Origin of the sequence: Lactobacillus sp. B4015 (assembly GCF_026536055.1) — a bacterium.
GTDB classification, from domain to species: Bacteria; Bacillota; Bacilli; order Lactobacillales; family Lactobacillaceae; genus Lactobacillus; species Lactobacillus panisapium.
Genome location: NZ_JAFNOY010000002.1, coordinates 94,836 through 118,073, shown reverse-complemented (window position 1 = coordinate 118,073; position 23,238 = coordinate 94,836). Strand labels below are relative to the sequence as shown.

24 protein-coding genes and 1 pseudogene are annotated in these 23,238 nt (G+C 37.1%); 4 read left to right on the top strand and 21 right to left on the bottom strand.

What is annotated here, in order from left to right; genetic code table 11:
- The 13 genes and pseudogenes from J3U71_RS02260 to J3U71_RS02205 form a co-directional block, all read right to left on the bottom strand.
- Positions 1–465, bottom strand: a complete 465-nt coding sequence (locus J3U71_RS02260; RefSeq protein WP_267392568.1) for a PTS sugar transporter subunit IIB — start codon at positions 463–465, stop codon at positions 1–3.
- Positions 466–478: 13 nt separating this feature from the next.
- Positions 479–886, bottom strand: coding sequence for a PTS sugar transporter subunit IIA (locus J3U71_RS02255; protein ID WP_267392569.1), 408 nt, complete (start codon positions 884–886; stop codon positions 479–481).
- Between the two features lie 200 nt (positions 887–1,086).
- Positions 1,087–3,630, bottom strand: a complete 2,544-nt coding sequence (locus J3U71_RS02250) for a sigma 54-interacting transcriptional regulator (RefSeq protein ID WP_267392570.1) — start codon at positions 3,628–3,630, stop codon at positions 1,087–1,089.
- A gap of 345 nt (positions 3,631–3,975) precedes the next feature.
- The gene (locus J3U71_RS11620) at positions 3,976–4,134 is read right to left on the bottom strand and encodes a transposase (protein WP_416381414.1); all 159 of its coding nucleotides are present in this window, start codon (positions 4,132–4,134) and stop codon (positions 3,976–3,978) included.
- Positions 4,135–4,251: 117 nt separating this feature from the next.
- The gene (locus J3U71_RS11615; protein ID WP_416381413.1) at positions 4,252–4,389 is read right to left on the bottom strand and encodes a hypothetical protein; all 138 of its coding nucleotides are present in this window, start codon (positions 4,387–4,389) and stop codon (positions 4,252–4,254) included.
- Positions 4,385–4,579, bottom strand: a pseudogene (locus J3U71_RS02240) (IS5/IS1182 family transposase); the annotation flags it as partial. The pseudogene J3U71_RS02240 and the gene J3U71_RS11615, both read right to left, overlap by 5 nt.
- Positions 4,580–4,726: 147 nt before the next feature.
- A complete protein-coding gene (locus J3U71_RS02235) occupies positions 4,727–4,993 on the bottom strand; it encodes a hypothetical protein (protein ID WP_220220594.1) in 267 nt (88 codons plus the stop codon).
- 170 nt (positions 4,994–5,163) lie between these two features.
- Complete coding sequence (locus tag J3U71_RS02230; protein WP_220220593.1) at positions 5,164–5,982, bottom strand: alpha/beta hydrolase; 819 nt, start codon at positions 5,980–5,982, stop codon at positions 5,164–5,166.
- Positions 5,979–6,740: a YibE/F family protein gene (locus J3U71_RS02225; protein WP_220220592.1), complete on the bottom strand. Its 762-nt coding sequence runs from the start codon at positions 6,738–6,740 to the stop codon at positions 5,979–5,981. Before J3U71_RS02225 ends, J3U71_RS02230 begins: the two co-directional genes overlap by 4 nt.
- Complete coding sequence (locus tag J3U71_RS02220; protein ID WP_374106774.1) at positions 6,737–7,861, bottom strand: YibE/F family protein; 1,125 nt, start codon at positions 7,859–7,861, stop codon at positions 6,737–6,739. Before J3U71_RS02220 ends, J3U71_RS02225 begins: the two co-directional genes overlap by 4 nt.
- Before the next feature lie 122 nt (positions 7,862–7,983).
- Positions 7,984–8,742 (bottom strand): transcriptional regulator, encoded by a 759-nt coding sequence (locus J3U71_RS02215; protein WP_267392572.1) that lies wholly within the window; start codon positions 8,740–8,742, stop codon positions 7,984–7,986.
- Positions 8,743–8,768: 26 nt separating this feature from the next.
- A complete protein-coding gene (locus J3U71_RS02210; RefSeq protein WP_220269000.1) occupies positions 8,769–9,854 on the bottom strand; it encodes a D-alanine--D-alanine ligase family protein in 1,086 nt (361 codons plus the stop codon).
- Between the two features lie 235 nt (positions 9,855–10,089).
- Positions 10,090–11,142, bottom strand: a complete 1,053-nt coding sequence (locus J3U71_RS02205; protein WP_267392573.1) for a helveticin J family class III bacteriocin — start codon at positions 11,140–11,142, stop codon at positions 10,090–10,092.
- Positions 11,143–11,249: 107 nt separating this feature from the next.
- Between J3U71_RS02205 and J3U71_RS02200 the strand changes: the two genes are divergently transcribed.
- Entirely contained in the window at positions 11,250–12,239 is a 990-nt protein-coding gene (locus J3U71_RS02200) for a CAP domain-containing protein (RefSeq protein ID WP_267392574.1), read from the top strand.
- 49 nt (positions 12,240–12,288) lie between these two features.
- Here J3U71_RS02200 and J3U71_RS02195 read toward each other — a convergent pair whose 3' ends face one another.
- The 6 genes from J3U71_RS02195 to J3U71_RS02170 form a co-directional block, all read right to left on the bottom strand.
- Positions 12,289–12,765: a nucleoside 2-deoxyribosyltransferase gene (locus J3U71_RS02195; RefSeq protein ID WP_220268997.1), complete on the bottom strand. Its 477-nt coding sequence runs from the start codon at positions 12,763–12,765 to the stop codon at positions 12,289–12,291.
- 103 nt (positions 12,766–12,868) lie between these two features.
- Positions 12,869–13,696: a hypothetical protein gene (locus J3U71_RS02190; protein WP_220268996.1), complete on the bottom strand. Its 828-nt coding sequence runs from the start codon at positions 13,694–13,696 to the stop codon at positions 12,869–12,871.
- A gap of 11 nt (positions 13,697–13,707) precedes the next feature.
- Complete coding sequence (locus tag J3U71_RS02185) at positions 13,708–14,391, bottom strand: TetR/AcrR family transcriptional regulator (RefSeq protein ID WP_220268995.1); 684 nt, start codon at positions 14,389–14,391, stop codon at positions 13,708–13,710.
- Between the two features lie 141 nt (positions 14,392–14,532).
- Positions 14,533–15,513 carry a ribose-phosphate diphosphokinase gene (locus J3U71_RS02180; RefSeq protein ID WP_220268994.1) on the bottom strand — a complete coding sequence of 327 codons (981 nt, stop codon included), beginning with the start codon at positions 15,511–15,513 and terminating at the stop codon, positions 14,533–14,535.
- Positions 15,514–15,640: 127 nt separating this feature from the next.
- Positions 15,641–16,297, bottom strand: a complete 657-nt coding sequence (locus tag J3U71_RS02175) for an alpha/beta fold hydrolase (RefSeq protein ID WP_267392575.1) — start codon at positions 16,295–16,297, stop codon at positions 15,641–15,643.
- Positions 16,294–17,139, bottom strand: a complete 846-nt coding sequence (locus J3U71_RS02170; protein WP_220268992.1) for a glycosyltransferase family A protein — start codon at positions 17,137–17,139, stop codon at positions 16,294–16,296. The genes J3U71_RS02175 and J3U71_RS02170 overlap by 4 nt, the downstream gene beginning before the upstream one ends.
- Before the next feature lie 141 nt (positions 17,140–17,280).
- Here J3U71_RS02170 and J3U71_RS02165 point away from each other — a divergent pair, with 141 nt between their 5' ends.
- Positions 17,281–18,246: a DUF1002 domain-containing protein gene (locus J3U71_RS02165; protein WP_267392576.1), complete on the top strand. Its 966-nt coding sequence runs from the start codon at positions 17,281–17,283 to the stop codon at positions 18,244–18,246.
- Here J3U71_RS02165 and J3U71_RS02160 read toward each other — a convergent pair whose 3' ends face one another.
- Positions 18,247–19,038, bottom strand: coding sequence for a ribonuclease H family protein (locus tag J3U71_RS02160; RefSeq protein WP_220268990.1), 792 nt, complete (start codon positions 19,036–19,038; stop codon positions 18,247–18,249). It abuts the gene before it with no gap.
- 70 nt (positions 19,039–19,108) lie between these two features.
- Here J3U71_RS02160 and J3U71_RS02155 point away from each other — a divergent pair, with 70 nt between their 5' ends.
- Entirely contained in the window at positions 19,109–20,041 is a 933-nt protein-coding gene (locus tag J3U71_RS02155) for an alpha/beta hydrolase (protein ID WP_220268989.1), read from the top strand.
- 23 nt (positions 20,042–20,064) lie between these two features.
- Complete coding sequence (gene cls, locus J3U71_RS02150; protein WP_267392577.1) at positions 20,065–21,522, top strand: cardiolipin synthase; 1,458 nt, start codon at positions 20,065–20,067, stop codon at positions 21,520–21,522.
- Positions 21,523–22,567: 1,045 nt separating this feature from the next.
- Here cls and J3U71_RS02145 read toward each other — a convergent pair.
- Positions 22,568–23,014, bottom strand: coding sequence for a hypothetical protein (locus J3U71_RS02145; protein ID WP_267392578.1), 447 nt, complete (start codon positions 23,012–23,014; stop codon positions 22,568–22,570).
- Between the last annotated feature and the right edge of the window lie 224 nt (positions 23,015–23,238).

Sequence of the window (23,238 nt, the reverse complement as noted above, 5' to 3'; positions counted from 1 at the left end):
CTACTTATATAAAATTTTTTTAGGATCACTTGGCACGGCCTGAATGTTAACTTCCTTACCCAAAGCCGCAACTTCTTTGAGCAATTGTTCATCTTTATCTGTCACGTTTACCATCTTAGACAGCGCATGTGTTTGGGATGTAGCCTTAGTTCCTCCTAAATTGATTGCTTTAATTTGACTAACATTCTTAGCAAGAATCACTGCTGCTTCAACAGTTGGTACTACAATCATCAAACGGTATTTATCAGTTTTTCCCGAATTAATTGCTCCAATTGAGTCCTTCACACTTTTAAAAACAAGTTTTACACCTTGTGGTTTGCCCAAACGTAAAGTCGACTTACGCAAATCGTCTTTAGCTACGTTATCATCAGCAATCAAAATACAATTTGGCTGCAACTGCGAACTCCACGAAAAAACCACTTGACCGTGTAATAACCGATGATCTACTCGTAATAACAAAATCATTTTTTCTCTCCTTCTAAAAGTCTTCTTCAACTGCATTCTTACTATTCACAGTATTCGGCATCAACATTTTCACCGTATCTTTACTAACTTCTACCGTTTGCTTAATTTGCTCAATACTAGCTTCACTGTCAAGCAAAACTAGGCTTAAAACTAGGGCCACATTCATCCCACTAATCAAACAAACATCCTTAAATGCTAACTTTTCAAGAGCTAATCGATTAACACTCCCCCCCAGCAAGTCAGTTACTACGATAAAAGGAGAATGTTCTTTCGCCAGTTTCTGTAAGAATTCTAATAAATCTGGCCCGTTCTCCAAATATGAATCAAATGCAACTAAGTTAGGCTGCTTGCCAGCAAGCAATTCAATTGTACTTTTCATTCCGCTTGCTAGTTTTCCGTGACTTAATAAATAAATCTTCACTTACATTTCTCCTTATTCAAAACATTAAATTACAACATCTGTAAGAATTTTTAATAAGAACTTATTTAGCCCGCTTTATTACCTCCTTTTAAGTCTTACTTATTCAATTTATAATTAGCAAATATTATGCCAAGCTTTACAACTCAACAAAAATCGGCAGCAAAAAAATAGTGCTTAAAAATTTTTTAAGCACTTCTTTACTATAAATAATCTTCCAGCAGTTCAAAAATTAATGATATTTCGAAATTATTTATTTTAATATTATATTTCATCTCAATTGGTTTAAAAATGGTATTCGAAATTAAGGCAAATTCTTTTTCAATGTCATTTTTAAAAAAAATTTGGTTATTTTTATCCTTGTTTTCACTCAAAAGGATACGTTCAATCATTAAAGAAAGATGCATATATAGATTTAGCTTTATTTTTCCACTAAAAGTTACACCATAATATTTTTGGTATTTAGCAGCTACGGCTTGCACTTCATCAATTACAGTATTTGGATTAAGAAATTGCAGCCTTTCTTTTATTCCCTGAATAGTCAAAAATTTTAAAAATTTTTCAAGCAGATTATCCACATTTTTACTCTCTTCTCCTGAATCCAGGAGATAAGTTTTAAGTTCATTAAACCATTTCTGATCTAAAATATTGTAAATATTGATAATAGGAATATCTAATTTAATTTTAAAGTCAGTAGTTGTGACAATTAACTGTGTGTTTTTAAAGAAACTACTATCATTATTGTCTAAAAGTTCACGAAGCTTACGGTAATCCATTGTAATTATCTGTTTCTTTGTTGAAAGTGTGCCTTCAATGATATCCTTAATTGCCCGAGATAGCCCCGCACCTGATAGACAGGAAACAATAATATTATCTTGATCTGAAAGGCCTTCAAAATATTGTACACCCATATACTTACCGTAATTTTTAGCCTTTTCAGTAATATCACTAAAAGATTCACTCCGTTGTACGCGAATGGCTATGTCCAGAGCGGAAGCAGTTGTTAAATTATTGATTACAAGTAATTTCTTATTTGAGGCGTGCTTGATCTTCGTAAACATTTGATTTAATGAGCCCATATCAAACAACAAGATGATTCCATGATCATGTGCTTTTTGGGTTTGTAAATAATTCTGAACACACACATTTATGTCGTCAACTGTCGCATCTATTGGCATATCAAATGCTTCAAAAACGTAACTTTTTGCCAAATTATTAACTATTTTCTGAATACTGGTAGCTGTTGATTCTCCATGAGCAAGTAAAATGCAAGTATAACGAATTTTTTCAATTTGATTGATTAAATCTGAAAATAATAAAATAAACCATAAATAAAAATTAGCATAATTTTTAGGTTTAAAATAATTTAAAAATTGCCGATAAATATAAAAAGAACGCGGATAGTTCTGCTCGAATAATTTAACCAGCTCTTTAGAATGTGCCAATGGCTTTTCCTGAGTAAAACTTAAACTAAATGCAAGCACAAACAGCTCGAATTCATTTTGATGTAGATTAAGTCTCAATCCATATTTATCACCTAGAACCTTTTTAACTGCCTGTGTAATATTTCTGCCAAATAATTGAGTTGGGATTGAATTAGCTATACGCGGAAGCGAGCGTAGCGAACGCAAGATGATTAACTTGCAATCGCTTATTGACGAACCTTTAGAAAAAGAAGCAATCAATTCATTTTGAATGTTTTGAAAACGCTCAAAAACGTAATCTGTTAATTTAATTACTTCACTCCAATTAAAATCTGAATCAATTAAAGCGAACTCGTTGTCAGTTGCTGAACCAATTTGAATAGTTTGAGCATTTGGATACATGGTGTATCCTTTTGAACATAATAGTTTTACTTTATTACCTAAAGTACCTATATTTCCAAGATAATTCCGATTGGCTAAATCCATAAGCAAAGTTTTTGAAACTGAAAACTTTTTCTTTGTTTCGGTTGCCTCATGTTTAAAACACTGTGCCACTATAGCAACTCGTTCGGTCAACGGACGATCAATAAACTTAGGCAGATTTATGTGAAGAGGTATTCGCCGTAAAAAAGTCTTTAATAAGCAATTATCTAAATTTTCCGTAGTTGCAAATATTAATCGAACATTTACTTTATGCGGATGACTGACCTCCCCTAATGGATAAAAAGTACAATTATCCAAAAGAGAAAATAGCTTTTCCTGATCGGATTTTGACAAGCGATGTACCTCATCTAAAAAAAGGTAGCCATTATTAGCTTTATCAAGCAATCCTATGGTATTTTCATCAGCACCAGTAAATGCTCCTTTTTTATAGCCAAACAGAACTGATGATAGCAACTCAGGATTATTAGCATAATCTGCAGTATTTAGAGTAACAAATTTACCATTTTTTTGAATTTTACCTAATTCTAGCGCCCTTTGATACATGAGTTTGGCCAAAAGACTTTTACCAGTGCCGCTTGCACCTGTAATTATTACGGGTAGACCATGTGGTGGATACAAAATCGCCTGAGTTAAAGCTCGAATGTGGTATTTAAGACTTCCATCAGACCCAATAATATGATCAAATACAGATGATTCAGCTTTAACAATCCAATATACTGGACGCGTACCATGCTTTTCTACCAGATTTTGTTTAAACAATTTAGCTAAATAGCCACTTACTGCACTTCGACTAAGACCGGCTATTTGGGCAATTTCTTCAGTTGTCAATAATTTATTTTCTTTCTGAAGTAAACGATATAAGTGCTCAATTGCTTTCATATTTTTCCTTTTTAAACATTAACTTAAATTTTAAGCACTACTTAAAGCGCTTTTTCTATTTTTAATGCTTATTATAAAGAATTATATTTAGATATGTACTTAAGCAATCAAGATTTATTTTTATTTAAATTATTAACTAATTTAAGTGTACTATTAGTAAAAGAGTCTGGGAAGAAACTAGCTCTTTAAGCAAAAAAAGAAGCATCCAAAACACCGAAAAAAGTGTTTTGGATGCTTTTTGCTTCTTTCTGCCTGCCAAAGTTGACTATTAGGACTACTCCTTTGCCAATATTTTTTCAAATTCATGGTCATTAGCATTAATCCTAGATCATTTTCAACTTTTGCTTATCCTCTTAAGTGGACCTGGCACATGCCAAATACGTGCTTCAAATGGCCAAAGACCGGTTCCACATCAATCTTGCGTTGACCATAAATCCGTTTGCCGGTTTTGCTTTGAAGGGCTGCTTGGGCCTGGCTTTGAAATACTGCTAGGTGGGATTGCAATTGAGCTAGCGCTGGTGCCCGCTGGGCGTTTTAGCTAGAGCAGTTTTGGCCGCATTTAGCTGAAACTCTTCTGCTTCGTAGACTTTAAACTGACGGGTAAAGCCGTAACGATCGTTTCTAGTGCTTAAAGTTGAAGCGCACGCCCTGATGGTCTAAGTAATAATCCTCGGTTTCATCATAATACCAGTTGTCTAACTTAGTCGTGTCATGACGATACTTGCGCTTCTGCTCTTTTTCATAAGTAGTGTTAGGCAAAAAGCAAGACTTTAAGCATCAGAGCCGGATGGAAGGCTGGACGGCCAGTAAAAGAAGGCTTACCCTCAAGCACAGCTAGGGGAATAGGATCAACAAACTGACTAATGGCATGAACGAGGTGATTTTGCAGAATAGAAAAGTCTAAATTAAGTACTAGAGCAGTCTGGCCTGTGGTATAATTTGGGTACATTGTTTTTGGTCTCCTTTCTATTTGAAGTTAGATAATTAAATAATAACAAGACCAAGAAAGAATGTATACAAAAAAAACGTTGAGCCATTATGTTCAACGTTTTTTTATGGTCTAAAAAAATAGTTTTTCCCAGACTCTTTTCCTTAATTAAGCATGGTGTCTTAACAAATGAGCCTTCGCAGGTTCACTTCTCAGCCAACTGGCAAAGAAGGCAAATCCAAAAATGATTACGGCAATTATTGCTGTAAAGATGAATAAACCATTCCCACTATTAAGGGCAATTGTTTGCTCATCATCTAAAAGGCGACTTGACTCATTAACTTGATTACACAATCCAAAGAATAACATGATTAGACTGCTTAAAGTTAGTACGCCGTTAATTGCTGTTAAAATTTTTATTTTCGTTAACTTCAAAAAATCATGTCCTTTCTTTTGATTCAAATATGTGCAATTATATACCTTTTAGAAATAAATGCAATACTTTTGTTTAAAAAATTCGCACTTTTTAATTTTTATATTAATATTCTTTCTAGTAAGTCTTAATGCTGGCAAATAGCCCACAAAAAAGCAGCTACACTGCCTGTTTATGACCATTCGCTGGCCAACCACTCTTGAGCTAACTTAAACCAGTGGGCCGCATGCGGATTTTCCTGCCACTCGCGCCCTTTTATCACCATATCCTTACGGGCTAGTGAAAAGCCGTGACCACCACGATTGAAAATATGAACCTCACATGGCACATTTTTGGCATGTAAAGCAGCAATATATTCCATGGTATTTGTCACTAATACAACGGGATCATCCCACGCATGAAAAATAAAGGTTGCAGGCGTTTTGGCAGTTACACCTAATGCACTATTTTTAACAAACTCATCTGTCGGTACCTTGCCCTCCTCTTCAGCGGGGACATCAAAGCCAATTTTAGCTAAGTTAATTAACGGGTACCCTAAAATAGTCTTAGATGGTAAGACGGCACTGCTGGTAAAAGAAAATTCTTTTTGGTATTTAGGAGAGTTAGCCATGCTATTGGCAAAGCTGGCCACGTGACCGCCAGCTGAAAAACCAACAGTAACAATTTTTGCAGGATCAATATTGTATTCACGCGCGTGATCACGAAAGTACTTAACCGTAGTCAATACATCTAGCCCCGCATCCGGATAGATATCACCTTCATCTTGAACCAAGTTATATTCCATTACAACGCTGTTGAAGCCGCAGTTATTAAAGGCAAGTGCTACCGGCTCGCCTTCTCGTAAAGACAAGTGGTCAAAACTGCCGCCTGGAATAATAATGGCAAGCGGATGCTTAGGAGTCACTAAGTCACCAATTGAATCCAGAGTATAAGTATGAACTTTAAACTCCCGCTTGTTAAAGTTAGTTAACGTTAAATCATTTACTTTCATTTTTTCACCTCACGTTTAGCCATCTTTTTTGCTAAAAAAGCAGTCGATAATGGCACAGTTAGTAATACACCAATCAATGAATACATAATAATAAGCGTTTCATTGACAAATAATTTTTCATTTAAAATTTCACCTAATGTGTAATTGAGCCTAATATACCACAAAAATAGGGAAAGAAAGCTACCAAACATGCCAAATAAAATGGTATTCATCGCTGTTCCTAAAACATCGTTGCCGATTTTTGCCCCACTATTCAGTAGTTCTTCATGGGTAATCTCGGGATTGTGCTTTTTAATTTCTAATAATCCAGAACTCATTGCAACCGCCGCTTCCGCAACCGCTCCAAGCGTTGAAAAAATCGCAACAGCTACGGCAATTAACGGATAGCTAAGCCCCGGCATTTGTGATAAACCAACGAGAATCTCTCCTGCTTCTGGGCCTAAGCCAGCAGCTTGTGCCAGCCATTCGAATCCTAAAATCAAACAACTGACAACTAAACACACAATTAGAGCAGAATAAAATGAGTTTTTCGCTACTTGATAGTCATGCGTTCCCAAAAAGATAATTGTCACTAACTTGAGTGGAATAAAAATCAAAATTAACACGGGAATGCTAATACCCCATGAAATCAGAATTGCCAGCAAAATTAACAATAAGGTGTTAATCAGCACACTGAAAAAACTACGAATGCCGGTTTCACCGCCAATGACCGTCATTAATATTGCCAAAACGATTATCAATGCCATTAATGTGTTCACTTTTTATTCCACTCCTTCCATTTTTGACCTTCTAAAAAGAACAAACTGCAGCCAGTCGCGAAAACAACCGTTAAAACAATTCCGATTGCGGAGATAACGCTTTGCGTTACTCCTAAAGATAAGGTGAAGCCAAAGGTGGAACTTAAAGTGTTGTTGTCACGTAAATAAATAATTGTTAGCGGCAACGCTTCAGACATGAAAATCAGCACTAACACATTAATCAGTGGTCCCATAATCTCTTGGCCCATTGTTCGGCCACTTTCAATCAGCTGTTTGGCAGTCAAATCTTTTTTAGTCTGAATTAACTCATATAAGCTTGAGATAATATCCGTTGCTTCATCCATCACTGCTCCTAAAATGCCGAGCAAGGTCTGTGCTAAAAAAATGCCACGGGGATCTTGGGTAGCGTAATCGCCAGTTTCATATTTGATTTCAGACTCTCCCGTAAGGCGCATAATTAAGTAGCACAAGCCAAACGAAACAAAGACGCCTAAAAGCGTCGCGGCCCAGGTCGCCAGCATTTTTTTATTAAGTCCTTGAACAAGCAATAAGCTGAAAAAGGAAAAGACGATGTCAGCCAAGCCAAAGAGCAACACAATATACGAACCGTTTAGTTTAATATCGGTCATAATTACGAGGTAAAACAAGAGCCAGCTCAAAGCCATGGACGCAATCAGTCCCAGCGTGTTTTTACCAGAAACGGCTACCATTAGTGTCGCCATGACTGTCAGTGCTAAAACCAACACCCAATCGCGTTTGGGCGTTTGAATAGCCGGATCATTATGTTTAATATTGACAAAAATCCGCTGACCAGCCCGGTATTTTTGCGTAATCAATTGCGATGGGTAATAATAATTGACCGTTCGGTAAGTTTGGTTCTTATGCTTACCAGATAAAACTTTGAGGTGAAGCACCTGTTTTCTGGTTTCGTCCTTGTTGTTATACACATCCGTACTTTTTTCAACTAAAGTGTCCTTAATCGTGCGGTCCGTAATTACTGCTACATCATGCTTAGTGTAGATGTCAGTGGCAAAATAAGTACACGCCGTCAAGGCCAGTCCAATAATAGCTACAACTAGCGCCAACACATAGCGCTGCTTAGTTCTTTTCAATGTAATCATCCTCAATCTATTCTTGTCTACTGTACCTCAAAAGCGGATATCATAATTAAAAGTTTAACTTAAGTTTGCTAAATTTGGCATTAATAAAAACGACTTTTTTCTAAAAGTCGTTTTTATCTAATCTACATATCAATAAGTTTTTGCCACCAATGCTTTTTTTCCGGTTCTATTTGCATATCTGACAATGTCCGGTGCGCATTAACCGTACTTTTTTGGGCGTTTTCTTGTGCTTTTGACAAAATTTCATCATGCACTTCTTTGCTTGATTTTTGTTCATCATTAGCAACCTGCGCACGCTTTTCAGCAGGTGTCAGTGGTTTATTTTCTTCAGCAAAAATTGGTGCAGTTGCCAGATCATCGGTTACAATTCCTGAAATATCAGGTAAGCTAGCAAAATCGGCTTCTTTGGCAGATGAATTTTCTAACTCCTTCTGTTTTGCTAGTAGATCTTTATTCTGCTTTTCAATTCGATTTAACTGCTTTTGTAATTTAACAAGCGCTGAATTTTGCTGTCCAATAGTCTGTTGCAAGGCATTAAGAAGTTTCATCACCTGCGGTGTGCTCATCACTTCATTGTTAGGTTCGTCCACGGCATTTGATTCTTTTGCGCTTTTATCACTCACAGCAAAAATTTGCTGTGCCGCTTCTTGCAAAGTAAGGCCATTTTCCTGTGCTAACTTATGAAAGTCCTTTAAGTCTTGAACATCCTTTTTACTATATAACCGGGCATTTTGTTTGGTTCTAGCGTAATAATCAGGCTTACCGGCAACTTTTTCAACTATTAAGGAATATTTGCGCAAAGTGGCAACGCTAATCTGCAATTCCTTAGCTGTTGCTGCAGGGGCGGTCAATTCTTCAAAATCATGCTTATCTTTAGTCATAAAATATTACTCCCAGCACAATCTAATTAACCGATTTTATGTAGCAACGTCTTTTTATGCTCATAACGTTCTTGACCGACATTAATTAACCGTGTGATCAATTCGGAATAAGGAATACCCACTTCTTCGAACAATTTTGGATACATACTAATGTTAGTAAAACCTGGTAATGCATTGACTTCAGTAAAAACAATCTTTTGGTCACTTTCACGTAAAGTAGAGTCAACCCGAGCCAAACCACTACATTCGGTTACCTGGTAAACTTTTAAGGCATTAGCCCTAATTTTTTCAATAATTTCGGCTGGTAATTCGGCTGGAATCTGCAATGTTGTGGTGGAATCATCATCATATTTATTTTCATAACTGTAGAAGGTTCCCGCAGCGTTAATAATTTGACCTACCCCAGAAACAAGCGGCTGATCATTGCCTAAAACAGCAACTTCAACTTCAGTGCCATGAATCGTTTCTTCTACTAAAACTTTATCGTCATACCTAAAGGCATCGGCTAAAGCTTCACGGTATTCTTTCTCGCTTGTAACATGGTGAACCCCAACGGATGAACCCTGATTGGATGGCTTAACAAATAAGTCACCACCCAATTTTTCGCTTACTTTTGCGTAATCACATTTAGCATTATTTTCTTCGTCATATTCAAAGCGTTTAATTGCAATCCAGTCAGCAACCGGGACACCAGCTCGTTGTGCCAAAATCTTGGTAAATTCCTTATCCATTGTTACTGCAGCAGATAAAACATCGTCACCTACAAATGGCTTATCCAAAATTCTAAATAAACCTTGCAGACAACCATCCTCACCTAAGTTGCCGTGGACAATTGGGAAGAAAACATCGATTTCAGGTAAATTTGCTAACTCAATTAGATTAGAAATATTAGCGACTTTGTGCGGATTTTGCACCGTATAGTGTGGATCTTTAAGTACCTTAAAAGAATCTGCTTCACTAGCCAAGTACCCGTCATTGGTAATCCAAATCGGGTGAACATCAAACTTATCTTGATCAATTGCATTATAAATGTTGTGGCCTGACATAATTGAGACTTCATATTCGGATGAATTGCCACCAAAAATCAGGCCAACCTGTGTTTTCCTAGTCATTTTATTTTTACCTCTTAATTAATGTTTCTAACTTTTTAATTATACGGCAATGTAAGCCTAAAAAAGCACAAATTAGCCGAATTTTAGAAATATTTTTTTAATCCGAACCTAAATCTTAAAAAACATGAGTAATTTTTCAATTAGTTAATAGCCCGCTTTTTTTATTGTGAAAATTCACTTTGCTAATAATCATTTTGGCTTTTAGTATAATATTTTTCCCGAACATTAGTGTTGGCTATAAAAGTCCCCAAGTTACTTGGTAAATTTTATTAATTTTAGTGGGATGCTTAGTTGGATTAGCAAAATCGTGCAGTTGGTGGTAGGCAACCGTCACCAAAACATTGTTATTACTTACAACCTGAATGCCTTCAACTTCCGTATAATAGCCCGGAATTGCCAGTTCTGTTGCAGTTGTCAAATCAACTAATTCCCAACCGGTAGCATTAACTTCGCCCCACGGAATTTTAACAATTTTACGGTCAAAGCCAGCTGTATCAGTAGACGGCTGGCTAGAAAGATAAAGATTAAACTGGTCGTTATGATTAGCAACATAATGATCAAGGGCAAATCCTTGCAAAGACCCTACCTGTCCTTGATTGCCAGATAAAGTTGGAATTTTAAAGGCGGCAAGGCATTGTACAGTTGTTATATCAACATATTTGCTGACAGTTGTGGCGTGATCCAAGGCATCATTAATTGCACTCAGACGGTATAGTGCAAAGTAACCATTATGATCGTTATCACCGTAAGCAATCAGAAAATATTGGCCATCAGGTGAAACTGCCGCCTCGACGCGGGCAAATTGGTCACCCGCACAACCAACACCAAAGTCGCTACCTGCATGATTCAAGTTAGCTAGCCGAGGTTGCATGCTTGTATTAGAACTGTATTTTTGTGCGTGCCACAGAGAAACCCGGGCAATCTGCTTTGACCAGCTCGACCACGTACTGCTCATATTAAGGTCATTTGGCTTAGTTCCCACAAAATATTGATCAAATTTATTCGCATATTCAAATGTTTGGGTATGCCCTGCAGCAGTTCCCGTCATGAACAACACCGGCTTATTTTTATTAAAGTTAACATTTTGACCATTATGGCCACGATAAACAAAAGTATCACCAGCAACGTGTTGCAAGGCATAAGTATAATTCTTGCCGATTGTTGCTTTTTGAACAACGACTTGACGCAAATCACGATCAACCGGTCCAGTAACGCCGTCCCAATCATCAAGATTACTAACCAATTTCAGCTCAACATTTCTTGCTTGTGGTATGTTTGGGTTAATCATATTTAATAAACGCTCTTTTCTACCAGCTTTTTTAAATTTTTGTTTTGTAGCTATCTAAAGGGCTTTTTTGCCTTATAATATTTCATAGTTAGGAGACGTCTTGAAAAATGTTACGCAAATTATCTATTATATTTACCAGCCTACTTTTCATTTTTCCATTTAGCGCTACAACTACTTACGCAGCTAATTTCACGCCAAGTGAAGCAAACCAAGTAAAGCAATTGCAACAAGAATATGCTGCTTTAGATAAAACTCCTTTTAACGAAGATAACCTCTATGTAACTAAGCCGCAGCTCAACCGCAAATTTAAAGAAGGTGTGCTAAGCCCGACTTATCTTAGTGATCAATTAGCTTACATTAATTATTATCGCGGACTTTTTGACTTAACACCAATAGCTGAGGCCAAACAAGACAGTATTGATGCACAAAAAACGGCTGCCGTTTTGGCAACCTTAAATGCCAATCCGTTAATTAACCAGCACAACCTTCCTTATGAAAAAAGGCCGCGCAACGTTAGCAAAGCGATTTGGCAAATCGCCCGCTCCACTTCCAATTCTGCTAATCTTAACTTTAATACCCATGACCAAACTGCAGGCGATGTAATTACTGATTTAATTACTGATCGCTATAATTTATCCGGACCAGACACAGGACACCGTGCCTGGTTACTCTCAACTAGACTGACTACAACCGGAATCGGAGCCGCCTACGGAAAAAATGGTTACCGCTATTCTGTTCAAAAAGTTCTTAATTCAGCTGATGTCTTTCGCAAGCCAAGTCAACAGCAAGTTACTTATCCTAGTTCAGGCGTTTTTCCGCTCGAATTAGTCCAAGGACAAAACATTGCTTGGTCTTTTTATAGCTCCGATCAGGTAATTAAAGAAATTCCGCAAATTACTATTACCGATGAGGATACACAAACCACCTATCAAGCTCAGGAAGTTCACAATTATCATAATTCCGGCTATGGCAATTTTACAACCATTATTACTTATTCTCCGGGAGCTACTCCCTTAGTTAGTGGACATGAATATCGGGTCGATATTGCGGGAATTTTTTCTTATCATTTCAAGCTCTTTCAACTAGGCAGCAACTAATTTATGACAGAAAAAAGCCACGGAAATTTTACTTCTGCGGCTTTTTTTGCTATTTTAAATACTTTGCAACTGCCTGTAATAAATCAGGTTCATTATTAACAATTGTCCCACTTAACTTAATTAGTCCCGTTGTATAAAGGTTTACGTAGTGAAATTGATTTTCAGCGATTTCACTTAGTGCAGCTAATTTTTGCTTATTATTGCTGCCTTTTTGCCGCGTATCAGTGTACAGACCAATAATCGGAATTTCTTTAGCGTAGGCAATACCGATTTCGCTTGCTACCCCATTATCAATACTGAGACCATCAAGAACGGCAACCATTAAATCACTTTGAAGGAGCTTATCAGTATCGGCCTGAGCAATCATTTTTGAGTCGGCATATGCCTCTTTATCGTTAATTGTAGCGTTTTCCTGTGGTAAATATAGATCAATTGCAGGATCTAGTTGACGAATTTTAGCTGCTAATTGGGCATTATAATTAATTTCTGCCTGAGAAAACAGAGCATTTGCAAAGTAAATTTTCATTATTAACTCCTTATTTTCGCAATCTTCTGGCAAGACAAGCCTACCTAAAAAACTTTTTAGTAGTCAAGTACTGTTTTAAGGGAACTAACGCTAAATTAACTAGCTAATTTTCTGGTGCTGTAAATTCCCATAAAATAGCACTTAAAATGTAGAGAACAACCCCCACAATTACAAAATCCAAAAATATGCTGCTGCTAATTTCTAAAATATAGCCAAAAACAGCAATTTCCCTAACATTAAAAACTATTGGAACAAGTGCAATGATTCCTGCAATCAGCATTAACCAAAAACTTGCCCACATGGCTGCACCCGTAATAGTATGGGTTAATTTTTTCGAAGTCATTTCTGTACGCAGGTCACTAATAAGCGAGCGCAAGCTGATAGCAGCCATAACTAACACAACAATGTTAAGCAGCAGTAATGCCGTTGCAACATTACTGCCCACCATCATTGTATTTAAACTGAACGCATCAACTACTTCATAAGGTGCATTACTGCCCTGCTTTTTTAATTTTTGTTGAACCAACTGAGCATCGCTTGATGCTCCCTGGTCAATATTTAAATCAATATCATATAAAATTTGGTTAGCTAAATTAAGATTATTAAACTTAAAAAATGCACCCAAAGTATAATCAATAATATGATCGGCAATCGGTTGCGTTTGCTTAGTAGTCAAAAGATTGGCGTTGCCATTTTTATTGGCTCCAATCTCGTTAGCTAGTGTATCAAAGTGCTTGTTGACCTGCCTAACAATGATGGCTTCATTATTGTTAGTTCTAATCTGATTCTTCATAAAAAAAGGATTGAGAAAAGTAACCGTAACCATAATAAGCGTCACAATTAGATAGATAATAAAGGACAGTACCTTTTGATATTGGTCATCCTGTTCCCGAGTTACTCTGCGCAGATCATCTCGCGCGCCATTTGCCATATTTTTCCTTCCTAACAGACGATCTCTTTTTCTTTTTCAAACATCGTATCAATTGCGTGATGAATTGTTTCGATATCAGTTGATTTAATGATCTCATGACCATCTTCAAGAGCACGGTTAACCTGCTCAGGCGTGCAATGCAGAAAACTATACATTAATGAACTAGTAGCGTAATCAGCCAACTGTTCGGCAGACAAATTAAACCGTTTACTATCATGATATAACCGTCCAACTCCAGTTACTACAAATGCAATACCGTACTCTACTTCGTTTAAATCAAAAGTATCTTCATTAAAAATCTGGTTTTCTTTTACCCAACTATTAAGCATTTTTCCCCAGTTATCAAGAGTTTCATTACTACTGAAAACTTCAGAAATAATTCGCTTAAGGCCCTTGTCATAAATTCCTAGCATTGCAACCGTATAAATAAAAGCCTTAGTTCGGGCACATATATTGCCCTCCTTGGCATGGTTGAATTTTCTCACCTGTTCATCCAAGGTATTAAGAATATTGCGAATCACATCATCCGTTAACTTTGCTTTATGGGGATAATATGATTGAAGAAGAGATTTTGAAATCCCTGATTTTTCTGCAATCATCTGAAATGACACATTGTCCATGCCATTTTCCCTAATTAAATGAAAGGTATTACTTAAAATAATTCGTCTTCTCTTATAATTTTTCCTTCGTGCCATAATGGTTTCTCCGTTCTACACATTTTGTTTATCTATTATACCAATGTTAAAAAATAAATAAACAAAAATACATTATAGTAGTAAAAAACATTGGCACAACAGTACTTATAAGTATTTACAAAAACACTTTAAATAATTAAATTATTTCAAGTCAATTTCACTTAACAAATGCATGGATCGATCATTATATACATAATTAATTCCACGAGCCAAAAGCAAATCGACCGAAATCCGAACCATTCTGTCTGGATAGTGGCTGTGCTTAATTGTATCAGTTACCACTATTTGCTCAATTGGCAATTCATTAAGCGTTTCCAGTGCATTTTGTGAAAGAAGTGCATGCGTAGCCGCAACATAAACTTTTTTAGCGCCAGCTGCTAAAACTGATTTAGTTGAAGAAGAAATGCGTGAACCAGTGTCAATCAAATCATCAACAATAATACATTTCTTGTCCTTAACGTCACCAATCATGTCATGCACATCTGTATCATAACGTTCACGACGTTGGTCAACAATTGCGATTGGCGCATCAAAGAACTGCCCAAAGTTCCGCGCTAATTTTGCTCCTGAATGATCAGGTGAAACAACGACAATATCGTCTTCTTCTTTAGTCGCAATTCCATTATCAAGGAAGTATTGCGCTAAAAGCGGCATTGCGTGCAGATGATCAACCGGAACGTTATAAAAGCCTTGAATTTGCGAAGCATGTAAATCTAAAGCAATTAAATGGTCTAAGCCCGTAATCTGCAATAAATTAGCAACCAGCTTAGCTGTGATTGGTTCACGGGAACGTGTTTTAGTATCAGAACGCGAATATGCCAAGTAAGGCACAACAACATTAATTCGGTGCGCAGAAGCGCGATGCAATGCATCCAAGACAATTTCTAACTCCATAAAGTTTTCGTTGACTGGATCTTGTATTGACTGGATAACAAAAACGTCACACCCTCTGACGCTTTCACCAATATTAACCTGAATTTCGCCATCGCTAAAATGCTGTACAGCAGTTTCAATTAGCGGTTTTTTCAAAATCGTGGCGATCTTTTCGTTTAAAGCAGGATTACCACTTAACCCAATTAACTTCATTGGATGCATTAACTGAAGAAGTTCTTCTTTGTTCATAGCTACCTCTTTATTTAAAATACTAACTTTGCAAATCTATTATAACCAAAAAAGTCCCTAGTGCCTAGAAAAGGTAAAAATCAAAACAAAACGCCGAAAACTTTTTCGACGTTTTGTTAAAAAATAGTTATTTAAAAAAATCTTCCATTAAATTAAGAAGTTTAAAACTTTTCACAGCATAACTTTCATGTTTTTGCCTTGGCATTACGAGAAGCTGGCCCTGTGGAATAATCTGGCTGTACCAGCGAACGTGTTCAACCTTGACCCAGTCTTTTTCACCAACAACACAATATGTTGGAATTGAAATCGCCTTTAAGCTATCAACGGACATAAAGCTTTCGGTCAATTCTACTTCACTGTCACGATTATGCCTCAAAAAGCGCAAAATCCCCTCGGTTAAGTAATGATATGGCCTAATGCCATTACCATTGACAAATACACCAGCAACCATCAATTTTTTAAAGGCCTTTTGGTCTTGACTTGCAAGCATCATTGCAACTAAACCACCGGCATCAAAACCAAAACAGTAACAGCCCCTAATACCAACCTGATCAATAAAATCAGCGACATCCTTAACTTCTGTCTGGTAATGTTGCGCTATTTCGCCTTCACTCAAGCCGTGTCCACGCATATCAAGGACATAAACTGTGTAATAAAGTCCGAGCGGGGCAATAATCTGGTCAAACATCCCACCATCTAAGTGATGACCGTGCAATAAAAGAAGTGGTTCTCCGTTACCCAGTTTGCTGTAATATAATTCGTTACCGTTAACTTTCTCTCTCATCGCTGATCCCTTTCACTAGCTTCAAGCAACTCTTGCTCAGAATTTTTTTCCTTTTTATGCTCATGCCACAAACTACGTATCATCGTTTTAAGGATAATATGATTTGCCCGAAAGTTATCAGGAATCATCTTTAAATTGAAGTTATGAACCATACTGTCTTTACGTTGCCAATAATGGTATAACGGCGTGCTGTCACAAAAGAAGCCGTCTGTTTTGGCTAAATATTGCACATTAAAAATTTGGTCTTCCATAAATGCCAGGTTGCCCATAAAACGCAAATGGTTTTGCCGAACAACGGAAAGCTTATAGCCCTTATTCCAAGTGTAGCCCTTAACTGGTGTTGCTAAGAAGTGATTGTCAAATAGTGATCCCAGCGGATTGCAGATAAGCTGATAACTGCGCAACTTTTCTTTCATCCCGTTTACTTTTTTCTTAGTCGCCGGTACGGAGCCTTCCTTATTTTCATAGTCAAGCCAAAAGCCACAAGAAACCATTGCTGCTTCGGGATGCTCATGAAAAGCTTGGACAAAAAAGTCTGTATAACCAGAATCTACCCAATCATCACCATCGTGAAAGGTAAAATACGGCGTATCAACGTTGTCGATTCCAACATTACGGGCATCAGACAAACCGCCATTAGGTTTATTTATTATTTTTAAATTATGAAAATCATTCCGGTAACTTTCCGCAATTTTTCTCGTATTATCAGTTGAACCATCATTGACAATCAACAATTTGAAATTCGGGTTGCTCTGTTTAGCCAAGTGTTCTAGTGCTCGCGGCAAATATTTTTCAACATTGTAGACCGGCATTATGACAGTTAATTCAGGTTGCTGAATCATCGCTACCTCCCTCATTGTTTTTTATTATACCATCTAAATTATTAAAAATATCGTAAACTGGATGGTCTAAAAAGCTATTTTAAACTTTTGTAATCAGCATTTAGTATAATTAATAGCAATAAACAAGGAGTTGATTATTTTATGAAAAAAGCAACAACTATTATTACTACTATTTTAACGTTATTAATCGGAGCGTTGGGACTATCTCTGCCCCAACAAACAGTCAAGGCAGATGATCTTCCCGTTGTTTGTCTAGGAACTTCTTTATCGGATGGTCAGCGCAGCGGAACAGTTAAAACGCTTAGTGAGCCGTTAAACGGCAATAGTTACCAAACTATTACCATTACAGGAAGCGACTTAGTTAAATATCTTAATCCTTCGGGGGCTAACTTCACCACTAATTCTGGCGTTTGGTCCAGTGCAATGATTCAAAAGACTGCTCAAGGCAGCGGCATTAATGTCAAAATCTTGGATTATCAAGGTAAAAACAATATCACGACTATTACCGCCGATCAGTATAAAAATGCCGCACTAACGGCCGGAATTGCCGACGCGAATATCTATGTGACTAGTGCCGTGCCAATCGATGGCTCTGGTGCTTTAGCTGGTGTCTATGCTGCTTACCACAAAACCGGTGAAAGCCTCAATCAAAGCCAGGTTAACGCCGCCCAAGACGAAATGGGAACCTTAAGTAAAATTACCAAGGAAAACAAGAGTAAAGATGGTTACAGTGACGCTCAGTTAAACAACGCTGTTGCTGGTGCCAAACAAGAAATGGGTAAAATTGGCAACAACATTTCTGACAGCCAAATTCGTGACATCGTTAACAATCAAATTAATATTAACCACTTAGGTGATGTTATTAACAATAACCAAAAACAGCAGATTATTAATGTTTTAATTGAAATCCGCAATTCTGGAGCCTTAAAAGACAACAAGTTTAAAGATCAAGCTGGAGCTTTATCCGATAACATCAAAAAAGATGCTAAGGGCATTTTTGACAAAGTCAATACCCCTGAAAACCGCAACTGGCTAGAACAAGCTTGGCAAAATGTAACTAATTTCTTTAGTCACTTATTTGGCGGTACAATTGTCGTCTTTAACTAATCACATTTGGTCCATAAACTTATTTAACGTATGGTCGACAAATTCATTGCCGCGGTTATTATTATGGCCCTTAGTCCATTCGAATTGGGCGCTAGTAAATTGCTCTAGCAACCGGTCCATTTCCTGCCAGCATTTCAAATTGGCAATTGCACCCGGTGTGCTCTTTTTCCAGCCCCGTTTTTTCCAACCCTTGAGCCAGCCTTTAGTGATTGGATTTAACACGTACTGAGAATCGAGGACAAACAATAATGGCTGCTGATTAAAGCCCAGTTGCAGCAACTTTTTCAAAGCTTCAATTAAGGCGGTTAGCTCCATCTTATTATTAGTAGCACCAAATTCACCATTCGAGTCATATGCCGTTTGTTTTTGGTTATGGTCATACCACTCAATTAGATAAGCCCAGGCAGCCTTGTCGGTTGCCTTCACGTGACCGCCTTTGAAGTTGCCCGTATTGCGTGTTCCACCGTCAGTGTAAATCGTGGCAAAATAGTCGCCACTAGTCTCATTTTCTGTTGCAGCATGTGTCTTTTTCTGTTTAGGCACTTGCTGCTTTTTATTAACTGTCTGACTAGCCCGCTGTATTTTGGCAATTGCTTGCTCTAAGGAGTCTTCGTCTTTTTGAAAAACCTGCTTAATTGTTGGCTGATCCCAATCCAAGTAGTCCGTTGCATCCGTAACTTTGCTAAAGGACTTATATTCGGCGTTAGGAAAACCATCAACTTGTTTTTTGGCTGCATCCCATGTGCGATAAACACCTGGTGTACGGCCTTTTTTTACGGCGTAAAATTTCATATGTACCTCTATCACTATATTTTCGTAGTCAATGTTAAAATGTAGGTAGCTCTATTTTTAAGGTGGTATTATGTTCTTCAATACAAAAAAATATAAAGAAGAAGCTGAGAAGAACCGTAAGCACAATTTATCAAAAGAACCTAGTCGGTTCAACATGATTTCCTTAGCTATTTTAGCAACAATTGCACCAATGCGCATTTTTTTACGCCTACATAAAAGACGGATTGAAGATAATGCTACTGTTGAAAGCAAAACCGGTAACTTTGAGCAAATACCGATTATTTATTTTCACGGCTTCCGCGGCGGTGACTACACCACCAATATTATGGTTAAGCAGGCCTTAAAAGATAAAAATAATGCTAAATTTCTCAAGGTAACCGCTGATTTGCTTGGTAACTTTAAGCTTGAAGGAACATGGACGGGGGATCAGAATCCTATTGTGCAGGTAGTTTTTCGGCAGAGAATTGTCGGTGTCTACGCAATTGATTATTATCTAAGATTAATCCTGCCATTTTTGGCTAACAGGTATCATTTTAAGCATTATCGTGCTGTGGCTCATTCCTTAGCTTGTCCTTGTATTGTGCGAACCGAAATGCGGACATACCACAGGAAAAATTTCCCGCGGCTAACAATGTGCGCATTCATTGCCGGTCCATTTGACGGTGTTACCTATATGGGCGATATTCCCAACGTTAACGGCCTCAATCGCAACGGTCGACCAGCGGTAATTAATTTGCACTATCTTTATTTATTATTTAGGCGTAAAAGGTTCAATCCCGATATTTCGGTTTTAAATATTTATGGTAATGTACTTGATAACACAAATAGCGATAAATTTATTTCTGTTATCTCGGCTAAGAGCATTCGCTATATTCTGGCACCACACGCCAAATCCTATCATGAGGTCGAAATTCGGGGTAAAAAATACGCCGAGCACAGCTGGATGCATGATAATCCGCTGGTAATCAGTATTATTGATAAATTTATTGGACTTAAAAAATAATCTTTTGTTTTTGGAGGAACTACGTGATTCTACTCCGCGATATTATTCGCATTATCATTATTACTAACACTATTTTAGCTTTCTACATCGTCTTTCACCGCCGGCGCTCGGTCTCAACAACTTGGGCTTGGCTAATTATCTTACTAGTTTTCCCTGTTATCGGCATTATCTTGTACGGCTTTTTTGGACGAGGTATTTCGCAGGAAAATATTTTTGCCATTAATAAGCAACACCATATCGGACTGCGCAATGTGCAAAAGTCAATTACCAAGGCGCCGAGAAAGACCAGTCCCTCAGACACCTCAGGAAAAGCGAGCATGGTGGTCCGCTTTTTTGACCGTAACAGCGAATCGCCGCTCAGCAAAAACAATCACGTTCAGCTCTATACTGATGGTGCACCAATGTTTCGCGACATGATGCGCGATATTGAAAATGCTAAACAAACTGTCAATATTGAATTCTACACTTTTTATAATGATCAAATCGGTAACGAAATTCTTGATTTACTAATTAAAAAAGCTAAACAGGGTGTTCGGGTACGATTACTCTATGATGCTTGGGGTTCAATGGGTGCAACCAAAACTTGGTTTGACCAGCTGCGTAAGGCCGGAGGCGAGGTTCTACCTTTCATTACTTCACGCAATATGATTACCCGTTACCGCATCAACTATCATCTCCACCGCAAAATTGTTGTCGTTGACGGAAAAACTTCTTGGACCGGCGGGTTCAACATCGGTGATCAGTATTTGAGTCGCAAGAAAAAGTTCGGCTACTGGCGCGACAGTCAAGTGCGAATTGTTGGATCCGCATCATTGCTTTTGCAAGAACGCTTCGTCATGGACTGGAATGCCTCAATTCAGCAAGAGGAGCAGATTATTACTTTTAACACGATGCTCTTCCCTAATTTGGATGAAAATGAAATTCATCCCGGTGATGTAGCCACCCAAATTATTTCTGATGGGCCTGACCGTTACAACGCAAATATGCGTAATGGCATTATCCGGCTCATGTTTCAAGCTGAAAAACGCTTGTGGCTTCAAACACCTTACCTTATTCCAGATGATGCCATGTTTGCCACCCTGCAAACAATTGCCATGTCTGGTGTTGATTTGCGCATCATGATTCCGTGCAAACCGGATCATCCCTTCATTTACCGGGCAACGCAGTGGTATGCTAACGAATTATCCCGCTATGGCATTAAGGTTTATATTTACAATAACGGCTTTATCCATGCCAAAACCATTGTTGTTGATGACGATTTCGCAACCGTAGGCTCAATGAACCAAGATTATCGTTCTTATGACCTAAACTTTGAGGACGTGGCCGTTTTTTATGATAAAAACTTCACTAAAGAAGTTGCTCAATCATTTGAAGACGACATGCAAGTTTCCACTTTACTGACACCACAAATGATTGAGCAACAAGGCCGTTGGTTACGAACTCTTCAAAGTTTTTCACGGATGCTATCACCAATTTTATAGAACTGTAAATTATCTTAAAGTTATTTTAAATTGAATAGTTGCAACAACATATAAAATTCAATGAAAAAAATTTCTCTTAGTACTTGATTGTCTTAAATTTATAGAGGCAATAAATTACAGAATGAAGTTGAACAATTATCCCGATATAATTAGAATATTTACTTTTGTTGTGTAAGATTGGACTTATGTATTCTAATACTTAATAGCGCGAAGGTAGCCATTATACTGCAAAGACTTACTTTAGCATTAACAACATTGTAACGAGTGCCATAGGTAATAAGAAATAGTTCTTTACTCTATATTATAAATATAATCATAAATATAATCCAAATTAGTCTTAAATTTCGGCCTTAGCTTAGTTATTGCCTGAGTTATTTTTTGCACTCTCTAATACATACTTTTATTGGGTCCATCACAGATTTATGGTGAACTATTAACTTAAACGACTAATGTAAATTATAATGATGCCATTTTGTTTCAGATCCAATTATAGACAAGAATTTATTTCAAGTTTTCCAAACAATATAAATTTTAAACCTTAACTTTTTATACAATTCGGCCATAGAAAAAGTTGTAAAAGTATCTAGCTTTTACGATTCACTACAATAAGCTTTAATTTATTGGAATTTTCACTTTTAGAGTTTTCCTAGACACAGAAGAATGTAATTATCCACCAATTCTAGAAAAATGTTTTCAGCAAACTTACTGAATTTTACAATATTTACTCATTTTAAATAACAGATATCTAACTTTCAACAAAAACCAGATCCTGAGTCTAATTCTGCTTTGTCATGGCTAACTGCACCGCTATGACGTCAAAGTGCTTCATCAATGCAACCATACAAAACATTTAAATTGCACAAATTGGTCCGATTAAAAGAAGAGGTACAAAGGCTTAATTAGATACCTTATACCGAGTTCATCAAGGATTATGACTTAGCAAAATCTACAATATGAAAATGGTGTAGCCTTTCAAATCAAGTAAGACACTTAGCCTAAGATTTTAGTCTTCAATTTTTATACAGCCTAAAATTTTAAGAAATATCTATAACTTCATTATTGTATTAATAAAACTAATAACATTTTGTGGCATTTCGACACTAAAAAATTCAGAACCAGTAGCACCAATATCTGTAAGAGAGGTTCTTTCACCAACGTATTTACGATGGACTTTTTCTTTATAAATAAGTAGCGGAACTTTTTCTCTAGTATGTTGAGCATACCCAATTGTAGGATCATCGCCATAATCAGCCATCACAATTAGAATATCTTCACCTGTAAACGGCTGTTCAGCTTCAGGAAGTCTCTTATCCATTATTTCAAGGATATCAGCATAATGATCAGTGTCTTCGGAATGTCTCGCAAAATCAGTTTCTTGAATGTTCATAAAAATTAGACCATCTTTAATTTCTTTAGCCTGCTTTATAAATTGGTCAAAAAAATAGTTACTATCTACTCCTGGAATATCTCCTAATTTTATTACCTCTGACAACATCCTAAGCTTTACCAATTAGGGCTACGTCAATTCCGTGATGGACTAGATGCTTGCCAGTTAGGCATTTGGATCAATCTCATATCCGAAATGGATAACAATAATATAATAATATATAGATCAGAATATTATACTTAGCGGTATATATAGAGTTAAAGAAATTGGCTTGATCAGTTAATCAGTTAAGGGCATTTTCGAATTCGAAGTCCATTAGAGTATTAACA

What these genes read in the sequence shown, in the direction of transcription:
- J3U71_RS02260 (WP_267392568.1), bottom strand. Translation starts at nt 465, where the DNA reads ATGATTTTGTTATTACGAGTAGATCATCGGTTATTACACGGTCAAGTG.
- J3U71_RS02250 (WP_267392570.1), bottom strand. Translation starts at nt 3,630, where the DNA reads ATGAAAGCAATTGAGCACTTATATCGTTTACTTCAGAAAGAAAATAAA.
- J3U71_RS02230 (WP_220220593.1), bottom strand. Translation starts at nt 5,982, where the DNA reads ATGAAAGTAAATGATTTAACGTTAACTAACTTTAACAAGCGGGAGTTT.
- J3U71_RS02220 (WP_374106774.1), bottom strand. Translation starts at nt 7,861, where the DNA reads ATGATTACATTGAAAAGAACTAAGCAGCGCTATGTGTTGGCGCTAGTT.
- J3U71_RS02215 (WP_267392572.1), bottom strand. Translation starts at nt 8,742, where the DNA reads ATGACTAAAGATAAGCATGATTTTGAAGAATTGACCGCCCCTGCAGCA.
- J3U71_RS02210 (WP_220269000.1), bottom strand. Translation starts at nt 9,854, where the DNA reads ATGACTAGGAAAACACAGGTTGGCCTGATTTTTGGTGGCAATTCATCC.
- J3U71_RS02205 (WP_267392573.1), bottom strand. Translation starts at nt 11,142, where the DNA reads ATGATTAACCCAAACATACCACAAGCAAGAAATGTTGAGCTGAAATTG.
- J3U71_RS02200 (WP_267392574.1), top strand. Translation starts at nt 11,250, where the DNA reads ATGTTACGCAAATTATCTATTATATTTACCAGCCTACTTTTCATTTTT.
- J3U71_RS02195 (WP_220268997.1), bottom strand. Translation starts at nt 12,765, where the DNA reads ATGAAAATTTACTTTGCAAATGCTCTGTTTTCTCAGGCAGAAATTAAT.
- J3U71_RS02190 (WP_220268996.1), bottom strand. Translation starts at nt 13,696, where the DNA reads ATGGCAAATGGCGCGCGAGATGATCTGCGCAGAGTAACTCGGGAACAG.
- J3U71_RS02185 (WP_220268995.1), bottom strand. Translation starts at nt 14,391, where the DNA reads ATGGCACGAAGGAAAAATTATAAGAGAAGACGAATTATTTTAAGTAAT.
- J3U71_RS02180 (WP_220268994.1), bottom strand. Translation starts at nt 15,513, where the DNA reads ATGAACAAAGAAGAACTTCTTCAGTTAATGCATCCAATGAAGTTAATT.
- J3U71_RS02175 (WP_267392575.1), bottom strand. Translation starts at nt 16,297, where the DNA reads ATGAGAGAGAAAGTTAACGGTAACGAATTATATTACAGCAAACTGGGT.
- J3U71_RS02170 (WP_220268992.1), bottom strand. Translation starts at nt 17,139, where the DNA reads ATGATTCAGCAACCTGAATTAACTGTCATAATGCCGGTCTACAATGTT.
- J3U71_RS02165 (WP_267392576.1), top strand. Translation starts at nt 17,281, where the DNA reads ATGAAAAAAGCAACAACTATTATTACTACTATTTTAACGTTATTAATC.
- J3U71_RS02160 (WP_220268990.1), bottom strand. Translation starts at nt 19,038, where the DNA reads ATGAAATTTTACGCCGTAAAAAAAGGCCGTACACCAGGTGTTTATCGC.
- J3U71_RS02155 (WP_220268989.1), top strand. Translation starts at nt 19,109, where the DNA reads ATGTTCTTCAATACAAAAAAATATAAAGAAGAAGCTGAGAAGAACCGT.